This is a genomic window from Labrys sp. F242, assembly GCF_057813875.1.
In genome coordinates this window covers 3,253,531-3,274,387 of the sequence record NZ_JBVASG010000001.1, presented here as the reverse complement: position 1 = coordinate 3,274,387, position 20,857 = coordinate 3,253,531, and the positions used below count along the sequence as shown (strand labels likewise).

Here is a 20,857-nt window from a genome sequence, read left to right as displayed (position 1 = left end):
TCATCCGATGCGTTGTCGCACTGCGTGTCTCACCAGGCGATCGGCCGTCCATCGAAGGCCTGGAAACTGCCACTGTCGGCCAATGTGGCCCGGTCGATCAGGCCCTGCAGGGCTGCCGCGCTGTCCGATACCGGAATTTCGGCTTCGATGCCGCCCATATCGGTTCGTACCCAGCCGGGATGGAGGGCAAGTACGGTGATGCAATCGGGCTTGAGGTCGTGGGCCAGCTTGGCCGTCGCCATGTTGAGCGCTGCCTTGGAGCAGCGATAGGCATAGTCGCCGTCATCATCGCCGATCATGCCTTCGGCGATGGATCCGGCGCGGCTCGAAATATTGGCGATGATCCGGCCGCCTCCCGCCCGCAGGTTCGGCAGGAGCGCCCGCGCCACCAACAGGGGCGCGAGGGCATTGACACGCATCACCTCAATGAAATCGTCGGTGTCGAGCGTGGCGAGGCCATCGACGTCGCCGCGGATGCCGGCATTGTTGATCATGAGGTCGAGCGGGGTGCCGGCGAGGCCGGCGGCAAGCTCGGCTATCGAGGCTGGGCTGGCGACATCGAGCCGGCGCCATTCGAGGCCATTTTCGTCAGGGGGCGGCGTGTCGGCGCGGGTGCAGGCAATCACCCGCCAGCCCGCGCCGGCATAGTGCCGGGCCAAGGCCAACCCAAGGCCACGCGAGGCGCCGGTAATCAGCACCGTGCCGGGCGTAGGGGTTCGTTCTGGTGTGCTGTCGAATTCACGCATCTTGATCATGCCGAGTGGAGCGCGGGAGTCTCTCCCCGGTTTCGGGGAGGGTGGCGCGACCATACTTTTTCCGGCCCGCCCGCATCGCGCGCCCCCTTCCGTCGCTGCACCGCATCGATGACAGGAACATCTTCGTCTTCGAAGATATTCCGGACTTCCCCGAAGTCGGGGAAGGATACCCGCGCTCTATTCCGACATCTTGCCGCATATGAATCAGGTCGCTATCAGCCAAGTTAGGCGCTCCGCGCCGGCTGGACGACGCTCCGGGCCTGATCCGCGATCTGGGCATAGACCTCACCCGAATATTTGATCCGCCGCTCCTGCGTTGCAAGATCGACATGGGTGATGCCGAAGGGCGTGGTGTAGCCATAGGCCCACTCGAAATTGTCCATCAGCGTCCAGGCGAAATAGCCCTGCACCGGCACGCCCTCGGCGGCGGCCCTGGCGACTTCGGCGAGATGGTCGACATAATAGCGCGCGCGCTGGTCGTCCCAGATGTGGCCGTCGGCAGTCACGGCCTCGGGCGCCGTGGCCACGCCGTTCTCGGAAATGAGCATACGCCTGGGCCGGTAGTTGGCATGGACGTAGTGGAGGACGTCGTAGATGCAGCGCGGCCAGATCTCGTAGTCGACGGCGGAATAGACGCCTTCGGGCTGGATACGCCTGTAGTTGAGCGGCGCCAGCTCGCTGCCCTCGGCGATCACCGAACGGCGGTAGATGTTGACGCCGAGATAGTCGACCGGGGCGGCGATGACGGCGTTGTCGCCGGGCCGGATTTCCGGCAGCATCGGGCCGTAGAGCGCCAGCATGTCCTCGGGATAGCTGCCCTTGAAGACGGCGTCGAGGAACCAGCGGTTCTGGGCGCCGTCGAAACGCCGGGCGGCGGCGGCATCGCGCGGATCGGCGCTGGCCGGCTCGACCACGTTGAGGTCGAAGACGATGCCGACGGAGGCTTCGGGCGCTTCTGCGCGCACGGCCGGCACGGCGAGGCCATGGCCGAGCAAAGCGTGATGGCTGGCGGCGACGCCGCCCTTGGCGCCGTCATGAAGGCCCGGCGCGTCCTCGCCAGTGGCATGGCCAGACCAGCAGAAGGTCCAGGGTTCGTTCAAGGTGGTCCAATGCTTGACGCGGTCGCCGAAGGCGCGCGCCACCGCCGAGGCATAGGCGGCGAAATGTTCGGAGGTCTCGCGATTGTACCAGCCGCCGCGGTCCTGCAGGAGCTGGGGCAGGTCCCAGTGATAGAGGGTGAGATAGGGCTCGATACCGGCTTCCAGCAAGCCGTCGATCAGCCGGTCGTAGAAGGCGATCCCCTCGGTGTTCGGCGTGCCCGTCCCCTCGGGCAGGATGCGCGTCCAGGCCACGGAAAAGCGATAGGCGTCGAGGCCGAGTTGCTTCATCACCGCAATGTCCTTGCGCCACAGATGATAGTGGTCGCAGGCGACCTCGCCGCTGCTGGCATCGACGATCACGCCGGGCTTGCGGCAGAAGCGGTCCCAGATGCTCTCGCTCTTGCCGTCGAGGTCGTGGGCGCCCTCGATCTGGTAGGCGGCCGTGGCGGCGCCGAAGACGAAGCCCTTGGGGAAGACCAGGCTGCGGGCGCGCGTTTCCAGGGCTTGCCGGTCGTTAGCGATGCTTGACGTCATATTTTCTCTCGATGGTGTTGACCAGGCTCGCCGCGGCGAGGGTCAGGACGATGTAGAAGATGGCGGCGGAGTTGTAGGGTGCGAAGGGCAGGAAGCTCGCCGACTGGAACTCGCGCATGCGCTGGGTGATGTCGCGGATCGACAGGATGGAGAGCAGCGAGGTGTCCTTGAGGATGGCGATCAACTCGTTGCCGAGCGGGGGAATGATGATGCGGAAGGCCTGCGGCAGCACCACCAGCCGCGCTGTCTTCCAGCGTGACAGGCCGATGCTGCGGGCCGCCTCGATCTGCCCCATCGGGATGGCATTGATGCCGGAGCGGAAGATTTCAGCGAGATAGGCCGAATAGGCGAAGGCCATGGCGACGATGCCGCGCAGCAGGTTGGGCGGATCGACGGCGCCCTGGGTGGCGTCCTTGAGCGCGCCGCTGAGTGGCAGGCCGATATAGAGCACGATCACCAGCATCGGGATGCCGCGGATGGTGTCGACGATGAACTCCGAGCCGATGGCGAGCGGGTGGCGGAAATTGAGATGGCCGCCGAAGGTAAGCAGGCCGAGAATGATGGCGAGCACCGCGAAAGCGATGCCGGCTGAGCGGTCGCGATCGTTCAGGAGTTCGGTCTGCCAGAGCACCGGCAGGTCGCCGGGCCGGGCGGAGGCCGGGACGAGGGCAGCCGAGACGTCCTGTTTCCTGGCGATGGCGGCAAGAGCCTCGGGCGAGCCGGCGAAGCTGCGCACCGGCACCGGCGCGTTAGGCCCACCGGGAAAGTCACCCTCGCGTACCGAGGCGATCAGGCTGGATGGCGTATTGCCGACGACCGCCACCTTGCCTTCGAGCGTACCGGCCAGGACGTAGCTGTCGCGCGGCTGCATCAGGAACCAGCCGGCCGCCACGGCAAGCGCCAGGGTGAGGGCGACGAAGATCAGGCTGGCGCGCTCGCTGTAGCGCAATTGCAGGAGGCCGACCCAGACGAGGCCGAGCAGGGCAGCCAGGAGATAGGCGGCGACGGCGGCGCGGATGGTGGTGGCGACGCCGGCCGCGAAGGCGACATGCGCAAAGAAGAACAGGCCGACGGCGCCGACGCCATTGACAAGGCCGAGGATCCAGCGCCCGGCACGCCGCACTTGCGTTTCACGCTCCGCGTTCGGGCGCCCGCCGGCGAAGAAGAGGCCGAGGCCCAGCAGGGTCAGGCCGAGATAGGCAGGCAGCAGCCAGGCTTCGGCATGGCCCAGCATCATATCGGCGTCCGGGGTGAGCTGCCGCGGCGTGACGCCCTTCACCACCAGAGCCGAGGTGAAGGGGTCGACGGCATTGGCCAGGGCCGAGGCGAGATAGAGATGCGTGAAGCCGCCCAGCGCGATCGCCAGCGCGGCCGCGAGGGTGAGGCCGGCGGCGATGAGGGCGAGGCGCGGCCTGTAGGCATGGGCGCGTGAGAAGAACAGCACGGCGAGCCCGGCCGAAAAGGCGACGGCCAGGGCGGCGAAGCCGGGCACGAAGGCGGAAGAGCCGTTCTCGACGCCGAGGATCGCCCGCAGCGAGCGCTGATAGTCGCGCGATGTCGAGAAAAGATAGATGATGAAGGGCAGGGCCGTCAGAATGATCAGATTGCTGGGGCGGATGCGTCTGAGAGTGTTCATTCGGTCCTCCCCCAACGGGGCGATCGCGGTTTCGATGTGAGCCGACACTACCCTCCCCTGGAGGGGGAGGGTCGGCCTGAAGGGCCGGGGTGGGGTGAAGATGCTTGGGGTGTAATGGTAAAAGCGGCTCAGTCTTGCGGAGAGCTCAGCCCAACCCGACGCTGCGCGTCGACCCCAGGCCATTCCAAGGGGAATGGCCGACCCCTCCAGGGGAGGGGCGGGCGCTTTATTTGGCGCCCCAATATTTGGCGATCAGCTTGTCGAGCGTACCGTCGGCCTTGATCTGCTTGATGCCTTCGTTGAAGGCCGCGACATTGTCGTCGCCCTTGCGGAAAACGAGGCCGAGCGGGTCGGATTCCAGGCCCTTGATGCCGACCACGAGGTCTCCGGCGAATTCGCGGTCGTAGGCCGGGCCATTGGCGCCGTTGATGACGACGCCGTCGACATCCTTGTTTTTCAGGGCGATGACGGAAGCGCTGAAGCTGTCATAGGCCACGACATTGTCCTTGCCGACGATCTTCTCGGCGACCTGGGCGTCGGTGGTGTTGGCCTGGGCTGAGAGCTTCTTGGCCTTGCCCTTGAAGCCATCGAGCGAGATGTCCTGGTCTGCCACGCGCACCAGGATCGCTTGGCTGTTGACGATATAGGGATCGGAGAAATCCATCGCCTTTTTGCGTTCGTCGGTGATGGACACGCCCGAGGCGACGAGGTCGAAGCTGCCCTGGTCGAGGGCGGCGAAGATGCCATCCCAGCCGGTGGTCACGAATTCGGCCTTGCAGTTGATCTTGACGCAGATCGCGTTGACCACGTCCACGTCGAAGCCGACGATCTGGTTGGTGGCGGGGTCGACGCTCTCCATCGGCGGCGAGGTGGTGTCGGAGCCGACCTTCAGGAGTTTGCCGCCGAGATCGGCAGCCTGCGCGCTGCCGGCGAAGACCGACAACAGCAAGGCGGTCGCAATCGCGTTCAGTTTTTTCATGGTTTCCTCCTCCATTGGTTTTGTTGGTTCTATGCGTCAGCTCTTGCGGCTGCCGAGATCGTCGGGCTGCCGGACCACCAGTTCGGGCCTGAACACCTGCTTCAGCGACTCGGGTGCGGTGCCGGCCATGCGCTGCAGCAGATATTGACCGAGGAACCGCCCGCAGATCTCGATGGGCTGGTAGAAGGTGGTGACCGGCGGGTTGAAATAGGCACTGACATTGATGTCGTCATAGGCGATGACGTCGACATCGGTGCCGATCTCGCGCCCGAGGCCGGACAGGCCCGAGAGCACGCCGAGCGTGGTGGATTCGTTGACGCAGACGAAGGCGGTCGGCGGGTCGGCGCGGCCGAGCAGCTCGATCGCGGCCTTGCGGCCGAATGCCGTCGAAAGGTCGCCTTCGACGATCAGATCTGTGGATGCGCAGAGGCCCGCCTCGGCGAAGGCGCGGGTGAAGCCATCGATCCTGTCCATGGCGTAAGACAGGCGCCGCCGCGGATTGACCAGGGCGATGCGCCGATGGCCGCCGGCGATCAGCCTGGCGGTAGCGGCATGGGCGGCCCACTCATTGTCGATATCGACGTAGGCATAGTCGAGCTCCCCACGGCAGCGCCCGAGCGAGACGAAGGGGAAGTCCCGGGCCACCAGGAAATCGACGCGCGGGTCGTCGGCAAGAATCCCCGAGAAGATCAGGCCGTCGGCGAGGCCCTGCTCGACGATGCGGCGAGCAACCTCGCAGCCATCGGCCGCGTCGCGGATGACATGCACTGAGATGTTGTAGTCGCTGCCGTCGAGGGCCTGGCTGATGCCACTGAGGATCTGGGTATATTCGACGCCGTCCCACTCATAGTCGGGGGCGGCCGTCACCGGCATCAACACGGCGGCCTGGTAGGTCTTGCCGGTGCGCAGCGCCATGCCGCGCGTATTGGCCTGGTAACCGATCTCCTGGGCAGCCTTGAAGATTGCCTCCCGCGTCTCCGGGGCAACCACGGCATGGCCACGCAGGGCCTTGGAGATGGTGGCGATGGAATAGCCTGTCCTGTCCGCCAGCGTCTTGATGGTGGGCGGTGCGGGGCGCGACGGTTGCGAGGTTTTTCCGGCCATCCTCCCCTCCGGGTCTGACGATTGCAGAATTCTGATAACAGCGAATAAAAACGTTTTCAATAAAAATAAAAACGTTTTTATTGCTGATGAGAGAGCCTTGGAAAGGTTACCGAAAGATGCCGCGGCATTTAGCGCGGGGCTGCAACCGGCTCGAAACTCGACGGGGGAGGGCTGAGGTGGCTATGGTCGGCTCGATTCTGAGCGAAAGGCCTAGCCGATGAAAACCATCTCAACCTCGCGATCGCATGGCGGGACCCAGGGCGTCTATTCCCATGCCTCGTCGAGCTGCGATTGCGAGATGACCTTCGCGGTCTTCGTGCCGCCCCAGGCCGCGGAGCGTGCTTGCCCCGTGCTCTGGTATCTGTCAGGCCTGACCTGCACGCATCAGAACGTGATGGACAAGGGCGAATATCGCCGCCTCGCCGCCGAACTCGGCCTGATCGTGGTCTGCCCCGACACCAGCCCGCGCGGCGAAGGCGTGCCGGACGAGAAGGACAATTGGCAGTTCGGATCGGGCGCGGGCTTCTATCTCGACGCCACGCAAGGGCCTTATGTCCGCAACTACCGGATGTATTCCTATCTTACCCAGGAACTGCCGGCCCTGATCGGCGAGCATTTCCCGGCCGACATGGCGCGCCAGTCGATCTTCGGCCATTCGATGGGTGGCCATGGCGCGCTGACCATCGCGCTCAAGAACCCGCAGCACTACAAGAGCTGTTCGGCCTTCGCGCCGATCGTGCAGCCAAGCACCGCAGGCTGGTCCAGGCCGGCCCTGGAGAAATATCTCGGCACCGATGAATCTGCCTGGCGTTCCTATGACGCCACGGCCCTGATCACCGACGGCCATCGCTTCGACGCCTTCCTGGTCGACCAGGGCACGGCGGACGGCTTCCTCAAGGAAGGACTGCGGCCCTGGCTCCTGGAAGAGGCCTGCGCCAAGGCTGGTATTACGCTGACCCTGCGCATGCAGGAGGGCTACGACCACTCCTACAATTTTATCTCCACCTTCATGGACGACCATCTCGCCTGGCATGCCGAACGCCTGAGCCGGTGAGGGAAGGTGGCGCCCGGCATGCTGCTCGGGCGTCTCCTCGCGGGTCGGTGTCGATGGCCGGCCTGGTCTGTCCAAACTGAAATCCGTCCTGCGCGCGGCGGCGTGCGCATCCGCGCTTTGCGGGCTGCGGGACTCTCCCGATAGAGAGTTGACGGGGTGCCTTCCTGAAACTATCATTCAATAGTTATATTGAATGATAGTTTCATCTATCCATTTTCGGATTGGAGGTGCCGATGCCACAATTGATTGGCGTGAATGCGAGTCATGCCGAGGACCTTGCCGTGGCCTTGTCACTGCTCGGAGCAGCCGAGGAAGGGCTCTGTCCGGACCGGCAGGGCTGGGGCATCGCCTTCCATGATGGCCGGGCCGCGCGCATCTACAAGGAAGCCGGGCCGGTCAATCACAACGCCATGCTGCGAATACTCAGGGAGAGAACCTTCACCGCCACCAGCATGGTAGGGCAATTTGGCGAGAAGGGGGTCGACGAGAGCCAGCCCGGCTTCAGCCAGCTTCGCCCCTTTGACCGGGAATTGGCCGGACGCTCCTGGGTCTTCGCCCATGCCGGCTCGCTGCCGGGCATCGGCGAGCCTGTGACGTCGAGGTTCCGTGCGCTCGGCGACAGCGATTCCGAACGCGCGTTCGTCCTGCTGCTCGAGACGCTGAGCGGCTGGAGCGGGGGTGGCGATGAGCTCGACACAATGCTGGATCGCTTCGCCGATACCGTCTCCGCCATCAACGTGCATGGCGCCTTCAATTTCCTGCTCGCCGATGGCGAGCATCTATTCGTGCATGCCCATACCAGCCTGCACGTGCTGGAGGTCGAAGGCGAGCGGCCGATGCGGCTGATCGTCAGCTATCCATCAGAGGACGCGCGGGCCTGGGCCTGCCTGCGGCCCAACACGCTGGCGGTTTTCCGGCAGGGCCGGCTGCTCGGGCGGCGCGCCACGCGGGGCCAAGCCCCGGCCAGCGCGTGGCAAGACGATGCGGCCAGCTTCGAGGACACGACCGCATGCCGGCGCAAGGCGACTGAAGAACGGGCACGCCAGGCCGCCCTTTATGGCGAAGGCTTCCAGTTCGAAAGCTGCTGAAGGCCGTCCGCGATTTCGGGATCGGCCCGCCATGGCCAGCCCGCCAATCCTTTTCATCATGGAGTATGCAATGTCGATCACCACCTTGACCAAAAGCAATTTCGAGGCGGAAGTCATCAAGAAGCCCGGTGTGAGCGTCGTCCGCTTCTGGGCGCCCTGGTGCGGCCCGTGTCGGATGATGGAGCCGCTCTATCAGGATCTCGCGCAGACGCTCGCCACCAAGGCCGCCTTCGGTGAGGTCGAGATCGATGCCGAACCCGAGATCGCCGGCGCCCTGGGGATCCGCAGCATCCCGACCGTGGTCGTCTTCAAGGACGGCCGCCCGGTCGACCAGATGGTCGGGCTCGGGCCGAAGAGCAATTATGTCAGCCTGATCGAGCGCCAATTGGCGGCCTGAATCCGGTCAAGCGGCTGTGGTGACTGCCTTCGTCTCCAGGCCCACCGCGCTCCAGGCCGGATAGCCGCCGTCGAGACGGCGCGCGCGCATGCCGTGCGCGCGCAGCATCGCGGTGGCGTCGAAGGACAACACGCAATAGGGGCCCCGGCAATAAGCGACGATCTCCTGGTCCGCCGGGAGCTCGCCCAGGCGCTGCTCGAGCTGCTCGGCCGGGATGTTGATGGCGCCCGGCAGATGGCCGAGCGCATATTCATCCTCGGGGCGGACATCGAGAAGCACGACGACGCCTTCGCGCAGGCACGTAGCCAGTTCCTCCCGCGAGATCGCCTGCAGCTTGTCGCGCCGCTCGAAGCTGTCGGCGATCAGGGCGCGGATCTCGGCGCGGTTGTACTCGGCATAGGCCCTGAGGGCGGCGAGCAAGGGCTGGATCGGACCATTGCCGAGCCGGTAGAGCACATGCTTGCCCTCCCGTCGCGTCTGCACGAAGCCCGAACGGCGCAGCTGCTGCAAATGCTGGGAGGCATTGGCGATGGAGAGATTGGCCAGCTCGGCCAGGCGTTCCACCGGCCGTTCACCCTGGGCGATGTGCTCGAGCAGGATGAGGCGATGGGCATTGCCGAGGGTGCGGGCAAGCTCGGCGAATTCGCCGAGGATCTGCATCTGGGGATCTGAGTCGCTCATTGACGGAAGACTAGATGATCTCTAATAATCAATCAATTTATTGAATGATTTATTATCTTCTGCCCGCCGCGAAGACGAGTGGGGCCGGAAAGGAATGCTGCGATGGTGAGCGGGGTAGGGGAATTGCTGGTGTCGATGCTGCTGGTGGGCATCGGCGCCACCATTGTGATGGATCTGTGGGCACTGCTGCTCAAGCATGGATTCGCAATAGCCTCTCTCGATTATGCCATGGTCGGGCGCTGGATCGGGCATCTGCCGCGGGGTCGCCTCGTCCATGCCGGCATCGGCCGGACGGATGCGATTCCTGGCGAAAAAGCCATCGGCTGGCTTGCCCATTATGCCATCGGAGTCGTGTTTGCCGGCCTGCTTCTGACCGTGGTCGGGCCGGATTGGCTCCGGCATCCCACGCCGCTGCCGGCGCTGGTGTTCGGCGTCGTCAGCCTGGTGGCGCCCTTCTTCATCCTGCAACCTGGGCTGGGGGCAGGTATCGCGGCCCGCAAGACGCCGAACCCCGGCATTGCCCGTCTGCGCAGTCTGGCTGCCCATCTCGCCTTCGGCGCCGGTCTTTATGTGTCGGCGTTGCTGATCCGGGCGCTCGGCTGGGTGGCCTGACGGGACGTTCAGATCCAGGAATGTAGCGGCGGCTGCACGCCGTTGAGGTAGAACTGGCCGATGGCGTTGTATTTCCAGCGCACCGGATCGTGCAGCGTATGGGTGCGGGCGTCGCGCCAATAGCGGTCAAGCCCGTGCCGGGCCAGGGTCGAGCGCGTGCCGGCGAGTTCGAACAGCTTGTTGGCGGCGAGGATGGCGATCTCCGTGGTGAGCACCTTGGCTTCCGCCACGGCCACCTTGGCAAGGGCGATCGAGTGCTCGCTGGTATCGGCCAGGGTTGCATCGAGCTGCCGCCCGGCCCGCCAGAGCAATTCCTCGGCCGCGTGCAGGCGAATACGCAGATTGCCGATTTCGCCGATGACATAGGGATCCTCGCGGGCGGTGTCGCGACCGCTGTCGATCCAGGGACGGGCCTGCTCGCGCACGAAGTCGATGGTGGTGGTGAGAGCCCCGCGCGCGATGCCGGCATCAATAGCCGCATGGATCAGCTGGCTGCGCGGACCGGCCGCGCTCGGACGCTCATAGACCAGATGGGCCTGCAGGACGCGCTCCGCGGGAATGGCGACATTGTCGAGCACCACAGTGCCGCTGGCGGTGGTACGCTGGCCGAAGGCAGACCAGTCGTCGATCACCGAAAGACCTTCGGCGTCGCGGTCGGCAACGGACACCACGATCCGCCCGTCCTCGTCGAGAGCGACGATGGGCACGAGATGGGCGAAGAGGGCACCGGTCGAATAGAATTTGCGGCCGTTGACCCGGAAATCGTCGCCGTCACGGCTGAGGCGCGTCTCGAAGCTCTCGACATTCTTGCCCTGGAATTCGGAGAAGGCATTGCCGAGGCGATGGCCTGATAGCACCAGGGCGAAGAGGTCTCGCTTCTGCGCCTCGCTGCCGGATCCTTCGATGACGTCGAGGATCTCGAACTGGTTCTGTGGGATCTGCGCGAGCGAGGGATCGGCCGCCGCCAGGATGGCGAAGACCCGGGCCACGGTGACCTGCGAAACCCCGGCGCCGCCATGGATTCTGGGAATGGTGATGCCACCGAGCCCGCTTTGGGACAGCCGGTCGAGCTCGGCCACCGGATGGCGACGCTCGCGATCGCGCTCTGCCGCTCCCGCGGCAAAACCGGGCGCGAGGCTTTCGGCAACCGCAATGGCCTCGGCATCGTCGGCGATGACGTGAGCCGGCGTGGCGGGACGGGCAGGGGAGGTGGAGGATGCGGTCACGGGGGGCTCCGGCAGGGGAAGGGGACGACAATCCGATTGGCGCGAGTTTGTTGGATTGAGGCAGCGACGGAAGGGGGCGAGCGGCATAAGTCATGCTAGTTGCGCCACTCTCCCCCACTCGGCCTCGCTGCGCGAGGCCACCCTCCCCGAAACCGGGGAGGGATTCCTGCGTGCGCGTTCAGAAGGCCGGGAAGATCTGGCCCTGATAGCGGGTCTTGATGAAGTCACGCGTGGCATCGCTGTTGAGGGCCTTAGCCAGGATCTTGATGGCCGGCTTGTCCTTGTCGGCCGGGCGGGTCACCAGATATTCGCCCCAGATGTTGCGGCCGTCCTGGCCACGGTCGATATAGAGCGACTTGTTGACGTCGAGCTTGGCCTCCAGCACGTAATTGCCGTTCAGCGCGCCGAGATCGACCTGCGACAGCGCCCTCGGCAGCATGGCCGACTCAAGCTCGACGATCTTGAGATGCTTGGGGTTGTCCGTGATGTCCTTGAGGGTGGGCAGCGGATCCTCAGGCGTCTCCAGCTCCGGCTTGCCCTTCAGCTTCAGGAGGCCGACCTTCTGCAGCAACAACAGGCCCCGGCCGCCATTGACGGGATCGTTGGGGATGGCCACCGTCGCGCCGTCCTTGAGTTGGTCGATGGCGGTGATCTTGCTGGAGTAAGCCACGAAGGGCTCGACATGAACCGGCACGATCGGCACCAGGTCGGTGCCGCGCTGCTTGTTGTAGTCGTTCAGGAAGGGCCGGTACTGGTAGTAATTGGCGTCGAGCTGGCCCGAGACCAACTGGGCATTGGGCTGGATATAGTCGGAGAAGACCTTGATCTTGAGGTCGAGACCTTCCTTCGCCACGATCGGCTTGACGAATTCCAGGATCTCGGCGTGCGGCACGGCGGTGGCGCCGACGGTGAGTGTTTCCTGCGCCCGCGCCGAGGTGAAGCCGAGAGCGAGCAGGGAGGCGATGACGGGCAGCGCTTTGAAGATGCGCATGGGAGGTCCTTCCGAAGGGGTCATTTGCGGGAGAAATGTGCGACCAGCCGGTTGCCGCTGGCCTGGATGGCCTGGACGAGCAGCACCAGGATCAGGACGGTGACGACCATGATCTCGGTCTGGAAGCGCTGATAGCCGTAGCGGATGGCGAGATCGCCGATGCCGCCGCCGCCGATGGCGCCCGACATCGCCGTGTAGTCGATCAGGACGATGGCGGTGACGGTCACGGCGGCGATCAGGCCGGGAAGTGCTTCGGGCAGCAAGGCGCGCAACACGATCTGGCTATGGGAAGCCCCCATCGCCTGCGAGGCTTCGATGACGCCTCGGTCGACTTCGCGCAGGGCGGTCTCCACCAATCGCGCGAAGAAGGGGATGGTGCCGATCACCAAAGGCGGGATGACGCCGCGCACACCCAACGAGGTGCCCGAGATCAGCACGGTGACCGGCATCAGCACCACCAGCAGGATGATAAAGGGCACCGAACGCACGATGTTGAGCACGAAGGACAAGACGCCATAGGCAAACGGCTGCTGCAGCAATTGGCGTCGCCCGGTGAGGAAGAGCAGCACGCCGAGCGGCAGGCCGACCAGGATGGTGAAGCCAAGCGCGCCTCCCAGCATCGACAGGGTATCGAGCAGTGCGGCCCAGATGTCGGCCCAGTCGATCGCTTCAAGCGACAGCATGGAGCGCCTCCCCGGCAGAGGCCTCGACGCCTTCGCCGTTCAACCGCTCGACGTCGACACCCGCTGCCGTCAGGCGGCCGATGGCAGCGGCGCTGTTGCCGCCGACGAGGGCGACCGTGAGCTGGGCATAGGGCGTCTGGCGGATGCGGCCGACACGCCCACCGAGGATGGCGTAGTCGACGCCCGTCTCGGCCGCGATGCGGCCGAGGATCGGCCGATGCGCGGTCTCGCCGAGGAAGGTGAGCCGGAAAAGCGGGCCTGTGCTGCCGCCGGTCAGGCCGGGATCGGTATCGCCGCCATCATGCTCGGCCTCACGGACAAGGCGTAGCGTGGCCGGGTGGCTCGGATGCAGGAAGACACGGGAGACGGGGCCTTCCTCGACGATCCGGCCCGCGTCGATCACGGCGACGCGGTCGCAGCTCTGGCGGATCACGTCCATCTCGTGGGTGATCAGCACGATGGTGAGGCCAAGTTCGCGGTTGATCTCCTGCAGGAGGTCGAGCACCGAACGGGTGGTCTGCGGGTCGAGTGCGCTGGTGGCTTCGTCGCAAAGCAGGATCTGCGGCGAGCAGGCAAGGGCGCGGGCGATGCCGACGCGCTGCTTCTGCCCGCCCGAGAGCTGGCGCGGATATTTGTCGGCATGGGCGGCAAGGCCCACGCGTTCGAGCAACGCATCCACGCGCGCCTTGATTGCCTTGCGGTCGAAACCGCCGGCGAGCTGCAGCGGGAAGGCGACATTGGCGGCGACGGTGCGGGCATTGAGCAAGTTGAAATGCTGGAAGACCATGCCGATCCGGCGGCGCAGATCGCGCAGATCGCGGCCCGCCAGGGCGGTCGTCCGCCGTTCGCCGATGAAGATCTCGCCGCTGGTCGGACGCTCCAGCAGGTTGATCAGACGTACCAGAGTGGACTTGCCGGCGCCCGAGGAGCCGATGATGCCCAGGATTTCGCCTGCGTGAACTTCGAGGTCGATGCCGTCCAGGGCGGGCACGGCGCGGCCGGCCACGCCATAATGTTTCGATATGCCCGTCAGTCTGATCATGCCGGCCTGCATAGGAAGCAAGCCGTCGCAAGACGGTTGCTGGAGGGGAGTGCAGCGGGGGCTTGGGCCAGATGCCGTGGCCCCATCGGCCACGGCACTAGGCATAGACGGGCGGATGCTTTGCCGTCAATGTAATTGTATTAAATTTATAGACAATATAGATATTGGAATCGTGACACGGCGGCTACCGACCTCAGGGCGACGGCCGACTTCGGCCGAAAACCAAGGCGAGGCACTGGTCGGAGCGATGATCGGGGACTGATGCCCACGCGTCTTCGCCGGGTGCCGTACGGCGTGATACTGCCGTGACGTGCCGAGGCTCGTCCCAACGAAATACGACAGCTGTCGTATGTGTTTCGGTGCCGGTCAGGCATAGTTCTCTCAGGCGAACGGCGCGAAGCTGCGCCCCTGCCTCGCAGGCCGTTCGGACCCGCTTGCGTCTCCGCGCCCGGTCATACCCATCGTTGAGGAACCGCCATGCCCATTCTGGAGCCTTGGATCCCCTTTGCCCTCGCCACCCTGGCCTTTGCCTGCATGCCGGGACCGGCGATCCTCTATATGACCGCGCAGACGCTCGCCCATGGCCGGCGCGCCGGCCTGATGGCCGCCCTCGGCGTCCATCTCGGCTGCTATGCCCATATCGCGGCGGCGGCCATCGGGCTGGCGGCGCTGCTCGAACACGCGCCGGCGCTCTTCGTCGCGATCCGCCTCGCCGGAGCGGCCTATCTTGCCTGGCTCGGCCTCACCATATTTTTGAGCCGGACCGCCGTCTGCGAAGCGACGGCGCGGCCCCAGCCCAATGTCCTGCGCGACAGCATCGTCGTCGAAGTCCTCAACCCCAAGACCGCCCTGTTCTTCCTGACCTTCCTGCCGCAATTCGTCGACCCGGCTGCCGCGACCCCGGTCTGGCTGCAGTTTCTCGTATTAGGGCTCGTCGTCAATTGCGCCTTTTCGATTGCCGATCTCGCGGCAGTCGGCCTTGCCTCGCTCAGCCTCGCCACGCTGGCGGCCAGTTCGGTGGGACGGCTGGTGCCCAAAGTGTCCGGCTCGATCCTGATAGCCCTCAGCGTCGCCTTGGTGGCGCATTACAATTGACGGTGTCGCGGGAGGGCAAGGAATGACCGATTGCTTGTCGCGTGATCAAATACTCGGCATCCATCTCGCGGCGGAGCTTTCATCTTGCGACGACGCTTTCCTGGCCGCATTGATGGGCCCATGGGCGAGACGCCCGCCATCCTATCCCCCGGAGCCGGGACCGTGACCCACTCGCAAGGCGACAGGCGCAAGGACGAGCGCCTGCAAGCCGCCCTGATCGATCTGCTCTACCGCCAGTCCCGCGCGGTGATGTTCGCCAATCTGATCATTCCCTGGCCGGTCGCCTATGTCCTTCGCCACGTGGTGCCGGGCGGCCAGCTCCTGGCCTGGGTCGCCTCGATCTACGTGCTGACCGGCGCGCGACTTTACTTGTCGCACCTCTATTTTCGCAGCCAGGGCAAGGGCAGGGTGCCGTTGGCTTGGGCCCGTTCTTTCACCCTCTTGTCGGTGGTGTCGAGCCTGTTGTGGGGCGTGGTCGGCTGGATCGGCTTCGTGCCGGCCGAACCGCATCTCATCGCCTTCGTCTGCATCGTGATCGTCGGCATGGCGGGCGGGGCAGTGCCTTCGCTGTCGGCCTATCCGCCGGCCTATGCCGGCTTGCTGATTGCGATGACCTTGCCTTTCGCTCTGCGCTGCCTCGGCATGGAAGGTACGATCTATTCGGTCTATCTCACTTTCCTGACCTGCCTGGTCGTCGTCTATCTCTATTACAGCCGCATCACCTATCTATCGCTGCGCGAGACGGTGGCGCTGCGCTTCGAGAATGTCGCCCTGGTCGCTGGGCTGGAGCGCGAGCGTGACCGCGCCACCGCAGCCGACCGGGCCAAGACCCGCTTCCTGGCCGCGGCCAGCCATGATCTGCGCCAGCCCATCCATGCACTCGGCCTGTTCACCGCGACGCTGTCATCAATGGCTGGGAAAGGCGATGTGCGCGCGGAAGAGGCGAGGCTTCTCGCCGACAAGCTGCGCTTGGGGATCTCAGCGCTTGGCGGACTGCTGCATGGGCTCATCGACGTTTCCCGCCTCGATGCCGGCCTCGTGCCGGTCGAGCCCCAGTCCCTGTCACTCTCCCAGCTCCTTTCCAGCCTGCGTGAGGAATATGCCGGCCAGGCACGAGAGCGGGGCATCGACCTGCGCATCGTCACCTGCAGCGCCTGGGTGCACAGCGATCCGGTACAGCTTAAGCGCATCCTCGACAATTTCCTGTCCAATGCGCTGCGCTATGCGCCGGCAGGCCGGGTGGTTGTCGGGGCTCGGCGGCGCGGAAAGACCCTGGAGATCGTGGTCGCCGACGACGGCCCGGGTATTCCCGCCGATCAACAGGGACTGGTCTTCGAGGAATTCACCCAGATCGACAATCCCGAGCGCAGCCGGCATCAGGGGCTGGGTCTCGGCCTTGCCATCGTCAGGCGCCTGGCGGAACTGCTTCAGCACCCAGTGGGCCTGCGCTCCGCACCGGGCAGAGGCTCCACCTTTTCGATCACCGTGCCGCGCATCCCGTCGCCTGCAGCCGAAACAAACCGCGTCGCAGCGGAGGGCCAAGAGCCGGGCGGAGGGCAGGCGATCATGGTGTTGGACGACGATGCCGGCGTGCTCGACGGCATCACCACGCTGTTGGCGGCCTGGGGATATTGCGTTCACGGCGGCGCCAATGTGGCGGAGCTTTGCCGCCACCATGCCGACGCTATCCGGCCGGGCCGGGTCGGCCTGATCATCGCCGATTATCGCCTGGCCGGCGGCGTGACCGGCAGCCAGGCGATCGAGCAGTTGATCGCGCATCTGGGCTATACGGTCCCGGCGCTGATCGTCACTGGCGACACCACGCCGCAACGATTGCGCGAGCTTGCCGGGAGCGGGCACGAGGTCCTGCACAAGCCCCTGGCACCCGATCTCCTGCAGAGCGCGATCTGCCGGGCCATTTCGGAAACCGAGGCGGTATAGCTCGATCCGGCAATCTTGGCGCTGGCTTTTCTTATGTTATGGTCTGCCATATTACTTTCATGATTCTTGAACAAATCCCAGATGCGGCCTGGGATCGATGATTTGAAGCCAAGAGTTTTTGGACTTCGAGGTTTTGAGTTAATAATTCGGTGCCGCCGATGACTTTCTGTACTGGAACGGTTCGATGGCAATATGGGCTTGCGCCAAAGCAAGGATGGCGTGATGGAGCGGGCGCTCAGGGTTCTGTTGGCCGATGACCATGCCATCGTCCGGGAGGGCGTGAAGGGACTGCTCGCCACGCTCGACAAGGTGGCGGTGGTCGGCGAAGCGGCCTCGGCGGAAGCCTTGCTGGCGCTGGTCCGCGAGACGCCGGCGGATCTCCTCCTCCTCGATCTGGGCATGCCCGGCGTTTCCGGCATCCAGGTCATCACAGAGGTGCAGCGCCTGGCTGCACGCCTGAAGGTGCTGGTGCTGACGGCCAATGTCGAACCGCGAACGGTGAGGGCGGCCTTCGATGCCGGGGCTTGCGGCTATCTCACCAAGGATGGCGATCCCATGGAGCTTGCCGACGCTCTGCAGGCCGTCGCGGAGGGCGGTACCTATCTGGCTGCTTCCCTGCGCTTTGCCTTGGGCGATGGCGCGGGACGGGTGAAGCCGCCGGCGGCCGGCGGCATCGTATCGCCGGTTCCGCTCACCCAGCGCGAACGCCAGATCCTGCTTCTGGCGGCACAAGGCCTTACCGCACGCGAAGTTGCCGGGCGGCTCGGCATTCAATATCTCACCGCTCGCAAGCATCGGGAAAATCTGATGCGCAAGCTCGACCTGCACAATGTGGCCGAACTGGCCGCCTATGCCGTGCGTCTAGGCTTGCCCGTCGGCTGAGCGGGGCGAAGTACGGCGTCAGTCGCCCCCCGGCGTCAACACGCGATCGGTGGCGACCGCGTGCGTTGTAACCACGCCCATGGCGGCATCGTAATGCGCGGGGTCGAAACGCATGGCGATGAGCGCTGCGATCGCTACCCAGATGAGATGCATCTCCCAGCCTTGGACGAAGCTGCCGGTCCAGGCCTGCAGCAGGGCCATGGCGAGGGGGGCGAGCCCGGCGATGAGGAAGCCTCCGCCCTGCATGAGCGCCGCAAGGGCGCCGGCTTCCTCGGGGCGCGGCAGATGGTCGAGCGCCGTTACCAGCGACAGGGAGAAACAACCGCCGAGGCCGGCGCCACCCAGCACGATCCATAGCACCGGCGCGGTATCGGACAGGAAGGCAAGGCCGCAGAAACCGGCCGCCTGCATGGCGAGCGTGAGATACAGCCAGGGTCGGCGATCGTGGCTGCGCGAGGCCAGGATCGGCAGGATCAGGGCGGCCACGGCCTGCGCCACGGCCATGATGGCGACCAGGCTGCCGCTTTGCGCCACGCCCCAGCCTCGCCCCTGCATATAGGGGGCGAGCCAGGCGACCATGGAGGAATAGCCGCCATTGACCAGGCCGAAGCAGGCCATCAACTGCCAGCTGCGCGGACGACCCAGCAGGCGCGAGACCAAGGCCTTGTCGGGGCGGGCTGTCTTGCCATCCGCCAGCACGCGCCAGGCCAGGAGCAGGGCTGCTGCCGTCGGCAGCGCCAGCCAGGCCAGTGCAAGCCGCCAATCCTGGCCGCCATGGGCGAGGATCGGCGTCAGCTGGGCGCCTACCGCGCCGCCCCCCATGATCATGGCCGAGTAAAGGCCGGTCACGGCGGCGACCTTGTGCGGGAAGCCCTGCTTGATGATGCCCGGGAAGGCCGCCTGGATGAAGGCCACGCCGGCGCCGCACAAGGCTGCCGTCAAGATCAGGGAGAGCCCACCCGGAGACCAGAGCCGGAGCAACGATCCCAGCAGGAGAAGGACAAGCGCCCACAGCATGCCCCGCCTGGTGCCGATCCTGGCCTGCAGCCCGGGCACCAGGAAAGCGCCGAGACCCATCAGCAGCATAGGCAGCAGCGTGAGCATGGCGATGCCGCCATAGCCCAGGCCCGTATCGGCCTCGATTTGGGCGATCAGGGGACCGGGGCCGGTCAGGAAGGGACGCAGATTGAGCCCGATCAGCACCACCAGGGACAGCAACACCAGGGGAGAGGTTTGGGGCGAGGATTGGGTGGAAGATTGCGGATTTGTTTCGGGCATGATCAGTCAGTCGCTGTCCCGATCAATGCGCGCCGGCGGCTTCGAGCAGGCCGGTGATTTCGCGATAGCGGCGCTGGCGTGCATGTTGCAGCGGCGTGACGCCGTCCTTGTCGGCCAGATCGGTTTTCGCGCCCGCTTCGATCAGAAGCTTGACGATCTCGACATGGCGCGGCCCGCCGTCGCTCAGGATGATGGCTTCCAGCAAAGCGGTCCAGCCGAGCCTGTTGACGTGATCGACGTCGACGCCCGCGGTGATCAGGGTGCGCACCGTCTCGACATGCCCCCGTTCGGAGGCCGGGATCAGAGCCGTGCCGCCATAGCGATTGGTGCTTTTGAGATCGGCGCCATGCGCGAGTGTCAGCCGCAGAATGTCGAGATAGCCGCGTGCGCCCGCCAACAGATAGGGACTATCCTCGATGGCGTCCTTGGCATTGACGTCGGCGCCGGCCTCAATGAGATGGCGGGCAACGGCGATGTGATTGCCCTGGACGGCAGCCAGCAGGGCCGTGCGGCGGTTGCCGTCCCGCTTCTCCAGCGAAGCGCCGGCGGCCATGGCGGCCTTCACTGCGGGCAGGTCACCCTGCTCGGCTGAAGAAATGAGCGGGGATGGCGCGGCATTCGCCGAGGCGCCTTGCGATGCGATGGACATGAAACTACCTCCCGCCAGGATGATCAGGACATTGCGTCTCGACAAGGGTCTGCACATGGCCGGCCTCCTACCAGTGCAGACCGATAGCTTCCCATCCGGCTATTTGGAAATTAAATGTCCCCATGGCGATCATTCAAAAAACGAATGACACAACGCTATCGCTCGATCGGCGCACCGCATCTTCGCGCTCAATAACGTAGCGCCCTATTTCTCCACCAGGAGGTGGCGGATGAACTGATTGAACAGCTCCGTCTGGCTGGAGATGCCGAGCTTGGCATAGATGTTCTTGCGATGGATCTTGACGGTACCCTCCGCGATATCGAGCAGGCTGCCGATCGAGAGGCTGGAATGGCCGCGCAGCACCAGGCTGACGATGGTCTGCTCGCGTGGTGTCAGCAGGGTCGGCGCGAAACTAAGAAAGGCCTGTTCGATGGCATGTTCGCGTGGGGCGGGTGCGACCCCAGGGCCCCTTCCCTCCGCAAGGGCCTGCCACTGGCGGCCCAGGAGAGCGAGCACCATCGGCGCTGCCCGGGCGAAATCCGCCATTTCGGCGGCTGCGAACGGGGATGAACCGTTCTGGCGCAAGAGCGAATAAGCGAGATAGAGATCCGGCCTAAGGGCGTGCAGGAAGACGATCTCCTCGGTGAGGGAGCCGCTTTCCATCGAGATGCAGGGATGGACATCGGGCGAATTGAAATATTCGCCCTCGAAGAAATCGTCCGGGGCGAGATCATGCAGGCGATAGAGGCCTGATGGCACGGTGTGCACGCAGGCGGTGTAGACGGCGTCGAGCAGATAGGTGCCGGCGAGATAATTGGCCATGATCTGGGACGACGACACAGCCTTCAGACCGTCATGGAGCAGTGTCGGCCTGTCTTCGAGCGGGTATGCGAAGATGCAGCTCAAATCGAAGGGGGCCAGGTGCCAAAGGGCCGCATCGAGGGCGGGCGCGAATTGCGGTGAACCCAGCAGGGCGACCAGGTCCGGCGTGGCACGATGCCAGCCATCGGCGGCCGATTGTTCGCGGCTGTTCATGGCCGTTCCTTCATCCCTCGTTTCCTGCCTTGCCCATATGCCTGTTCCAGCCGGCGATGGCCTCTATCTCTTTAGGGATATTTATCGCAACGCTG

General features: G+C 65.1%; 20 protein-coding genes. 7 read left to right on the top strand and 13 right to left on the bottom strand.

Going from position 1 to position 20,857, the window contains the following annotated elements; genetic code table 11:
- Nucleotides 1-29: 29 nt before the first annotated feature.
- The 5 genes from ACZYTC_RS15400 to ACZYTC_RS15380 all read right to left on the bottom strand — a co-directional run bounded on the left by ACZYTC_RS15400 (nucleotide 30) and on the right by ACZYTC_RS15380 (nucleotide 6,108).
- Nucleotides 30-698 carry an SDR family oxidoreductase gene (locus ACZYTC_RS15400; protein ID WP_488990017.1) on the bottom strand — a complete coding sequence of 223 codons (669 nt, stop codon included), beginning with the start codon at nucleotides 696-698 and terminating at the stop codon, nucleotides 30-32.
- Between the two features lie 281 nt (nucleotides 699-979).
- On the bottom strand, nucleotides 980-2,389 hold the full coding sequence (locus ACZYTC_RS15395; protein ID WP_488989945.1) for a GH1 family beta-glucosidase: 1,410 nt from the start codon (nucleotides 2,387-2,389) through the stop codon (nucleotides 980-982).
- Nucleotides 2,370-4,025, bottom strand: a complete 1,656-nt coding sequence (locus tag ACZYTC_RS15390; RefSeq protein WP_488989944.1) for an amino acid ABC transporter permease — start codon at nucleotides 4,023-4,025, stop codon at nucleotides 2,370-2,372. Before ACZYTC_RS15390 ends, ACZYTC_RS15395 begins: the two co-directional genes overlap by 20 nt.
- A gap of 226 nt (nucleotides 4,026-4,251) precedes the next feature.
- Nucleotides 4,252-5,004, bottom strand: coding sequence for a transporter substrate-binding domain-containing protein (locus tag ACZYTC_RS15385; protein ID WP_434955231.1), 753 nt, complete (start codon nucleotides 5,002-5,004; stop codon nucleotides 4,252-4,254).
- A 36-nt stretch (nucleotides 5,005-5,040) separates the two neighbouring features.
- Nucleotides 5,041-6,108, bottom strand: coding sequence for a LacI family DNA-binding transcriptional regulator (locus tag ACZYTC_RS15380; RefSeq protein ID WP_434955232.1), 1,068 nt, complete (start codon nucleotides 6,106-6,108; stop codon nucleotides 5,041-5,043).
- A 217-nt stretch (nucleotides 6,109-6,325) separates the two neighbouring features.
- Here ACZYTC_RS15380 and fghA point away from each other — a divergent pair, with 217 nt between their 5' ends.
- From fghA to trxA, 3 genes are all read left to right on the top strand, one after another.
- Entirely contained in the window at nucleotides 6,326-7,162 is an 837-nt protein-coding gene (gene fghA, locus ACZYTC_RS15375) for an S-formylglutathione hydrolase (RefSeq protein ID WP_434955233.1), read from the top strand.
- Between the two features lie 233 nt (nucleotides 7,163-7,395).
- Nucleotides 7,396-8,250 carry a class II glutamine amidotransferase gene (locus ACZYTC_RS15370; protein ID WP_488989943.1) on the top strand — a complete coding sequence of 285 codons (855 nt, stop codon included), beginning with the start codon at nucleotides 7,396-7,398 and terminating at the stop codon, nucleotides 8,248-8,250.
- A gap of 70 nt (nucleotides 8,251-8,320) precedes the next feature.
- Nucleotides 8,321-8,647: a thioredoxin gene (trxA, locus tag ACZYTC_RS15365; protein WP_441772673.1), complete on the top strand. Its 327-nt coding sequence runs from the start codon at nucleotides 8,321-8,323 to the stop codon at nucleotides 8,645-8,647.
- A gap of 6 nt (nucleotides 8,648-8,653) precedes the next feature.
- Here the strand turns inward: trxA and ACZYTC_RS15360 are convergent, their stop codons facing one another.
- The gene (locus tag ACZYTC_RS15360) at nucleotides 8,654-9,328 is read right to left on the bottom strand and encodes an ArsR/SmtB family transcription factor (RefSeq protein WP_434955236.1); all 675 of its coding nucleotides are present in this window, start codon (nucleotides 9,326-9,328) and stop codon (nucleotides 8,654-8,656) included.
- A gap of 102 nt (nucleotides 9,329-9,430) precedes the next feature.
- Between ACZYTC_RS15360 and ACZYTC_RS15355 the strand changes: the two genes are divergently transcribed.
- Entirely contained in the window at nucleotides 9,431-9,940 is a 510-nt protein-coding gene (locus ACZYTC_RS15355; protein WP_434955237.1) for a DUF2938 domain-containing protein, read from the top strand.
- A gap of 8 nt (nucleotides 9,941-9,948) precedes the next feature.
- Here the strand turns inward: ACZYTC_RS15355 and ACZYTC_RS15350 are convergent, their stop codons facing one another.
- The 4 genes from ACZYTC_RS15350 to ACZYTC_RS15335 form a co-directional block, all read right to left on the bottom strand.
- A complete protein-coding gene (locus ACZYTC_RS15350; protein ID WP_488989942.1) occupies nucleotides 9,949-11,166 on the bottom strand; it encodes an SfnB family sulfur acquisition oxidoreductase in 1,218 nt (405 codons plus the stop codon).
- A 178-nt stretch (nucleotides 11,167-11,344) separates the two neighbouring features.
- The gene (locus tag ACZYTC_RS15345; protein WP_434955239.1) at nucleotides 11,345-12,157 is read right to left on the bottom strand and encodes a MetQ/NlpA family ABC transporter substrate-binding protein; all 813 of its coding nucleotides are present in this window, start codon (nucleotides 12,155-12,157) and stop codon (nucleotides 11,345-11,347) included.
- Nucleotides 12,158-12,177: 20 nt separating this feature from the next.
- On the bottom strand, nucleotides 12,178-12,840 hold the full coding sequence (locus tag ACZYTC_RS15340; RefSeq protein ID WP_454812970.1) for a methionine ABC transporter permease: 663 nt from the start codon (nucleotides 12,838-12,840) through the stop codon (nucleotides 12,178-12,180).
- Nucleotides 12,827-13,882, bottom strand: a complete 1,056-nt coding sequence (locus ACZYTC_RS15335; RefSeq protein WP_441772676.1) for a methionine ABC transporter ATP-binding protein — start codon at nucleotides 13,880-13,882, stop codon at nucleotides 12,827-12,829. The genes ACZYTC_RS15340 and ACZYTC_RS15335 overlap by 14 nt, the downstream gene beginning before the upstream one ends.
- Before the next feature lie 477 nt (nucleotides 13,883-14,359).
- Between ACZYTC_RS15335 and ACZYTC_RS15330 the strand changes: the two genes are divergently transcribed.
- The 3 genes from ACZYTC_RS15330 to ACZYTC_RS15320 all read left to right on the top strand — a co-directional run bounded on the left by ACZYTC_RS15330 (nucleotide 14,360) and on the right by ACZYTC_RS15320 (nucleotide 17,800).
- A complete protein-coding gene (locus ACZYTC_RS15330; RefSeq protein WP_441772677.1) occupies nucleotides 14,360-14,977 on the top strand; it encodes a LysE family translocator in 618 nt (205 codons plus the stop codon).
- Nucleotides 14,978-15,139: 162 nt separating this feature from the next.
- Complete coding sequence (locus tag ACZYTC_RS15325; protein ID WP_488989941.1) at nucleotides 15,140-16,918, top strand: sensor histidine kinase; 1,779 nt, start codon at nucleotides 15,140-15,142, stop codon at nucleotides 16,916-16,918.
- A gap of 192 nt (nucleotides 16,919-17,110) precedes the next feature.
- On the top strand, nucleotides 17,111-17,800 hold the full coding sequence (locus ACZYTC_RS15320; RefSeq protein WP_488989940.1) for a response regulator: 690 nt from the start codon (nucleotides 17,111-17,113) through the stop codon (nucleotides 17,798-17,800).
- Nucleotides 17,801-17,818: 18 nt separating this feature from the next.
- On the opposite strand, the gene ACZYTC_RS15315 is transcribed toward ACZYTC_RS15320, so the two are convergent.
- The 3 genes from ACZYTC_RS15315 to ACZYTC_RS15305 form a co-directional block, all read right to left on the bottom strand.
- The gene (locus ACZYTC_RS15315; RefSeq protein ID WP_488989939.1) at nucleotides 17,819-19,078 is read right to left on the bottom strand and encodes a cyanate transporter; all 1,260 of its coding nucleotides are present in this window, start codon (nucleotides 19,076-19,078) and stop codon (nucleotides 17,819-17,821) included.
- 22 nt (nucleotides 19,079-19,100) lie between these two features.
- Nucleotides 19,101-19,727, bottom strand: coding sequence for an ankyrin repeat domain-containing protein (locus ACZYTC_RS15310; RefSeq protein ID WP_488990016.1), 627 nt, complete (start codon nucleotides 19,725-19,727; stop codon nucleotides 19,101-19,103).
- Between the two features lie 204 nt (nucleotides 19,728-19,931).
- On the bottom strand, nucleotides 19,932-20,762 hold the full coding sequence (locus ACZYTC_RS15305) for a helix-turn-helix transcriptional regulator (RefSeq protein ID WP_488989938.1): 831 nt from the start codon (nucleotides 20,760-20,762) through the stop codon (nucleotides 19,932-19,934).
- Between the last annotated feature and the right edge of the window lie 95 nt (nucleotides 20,763-20,857).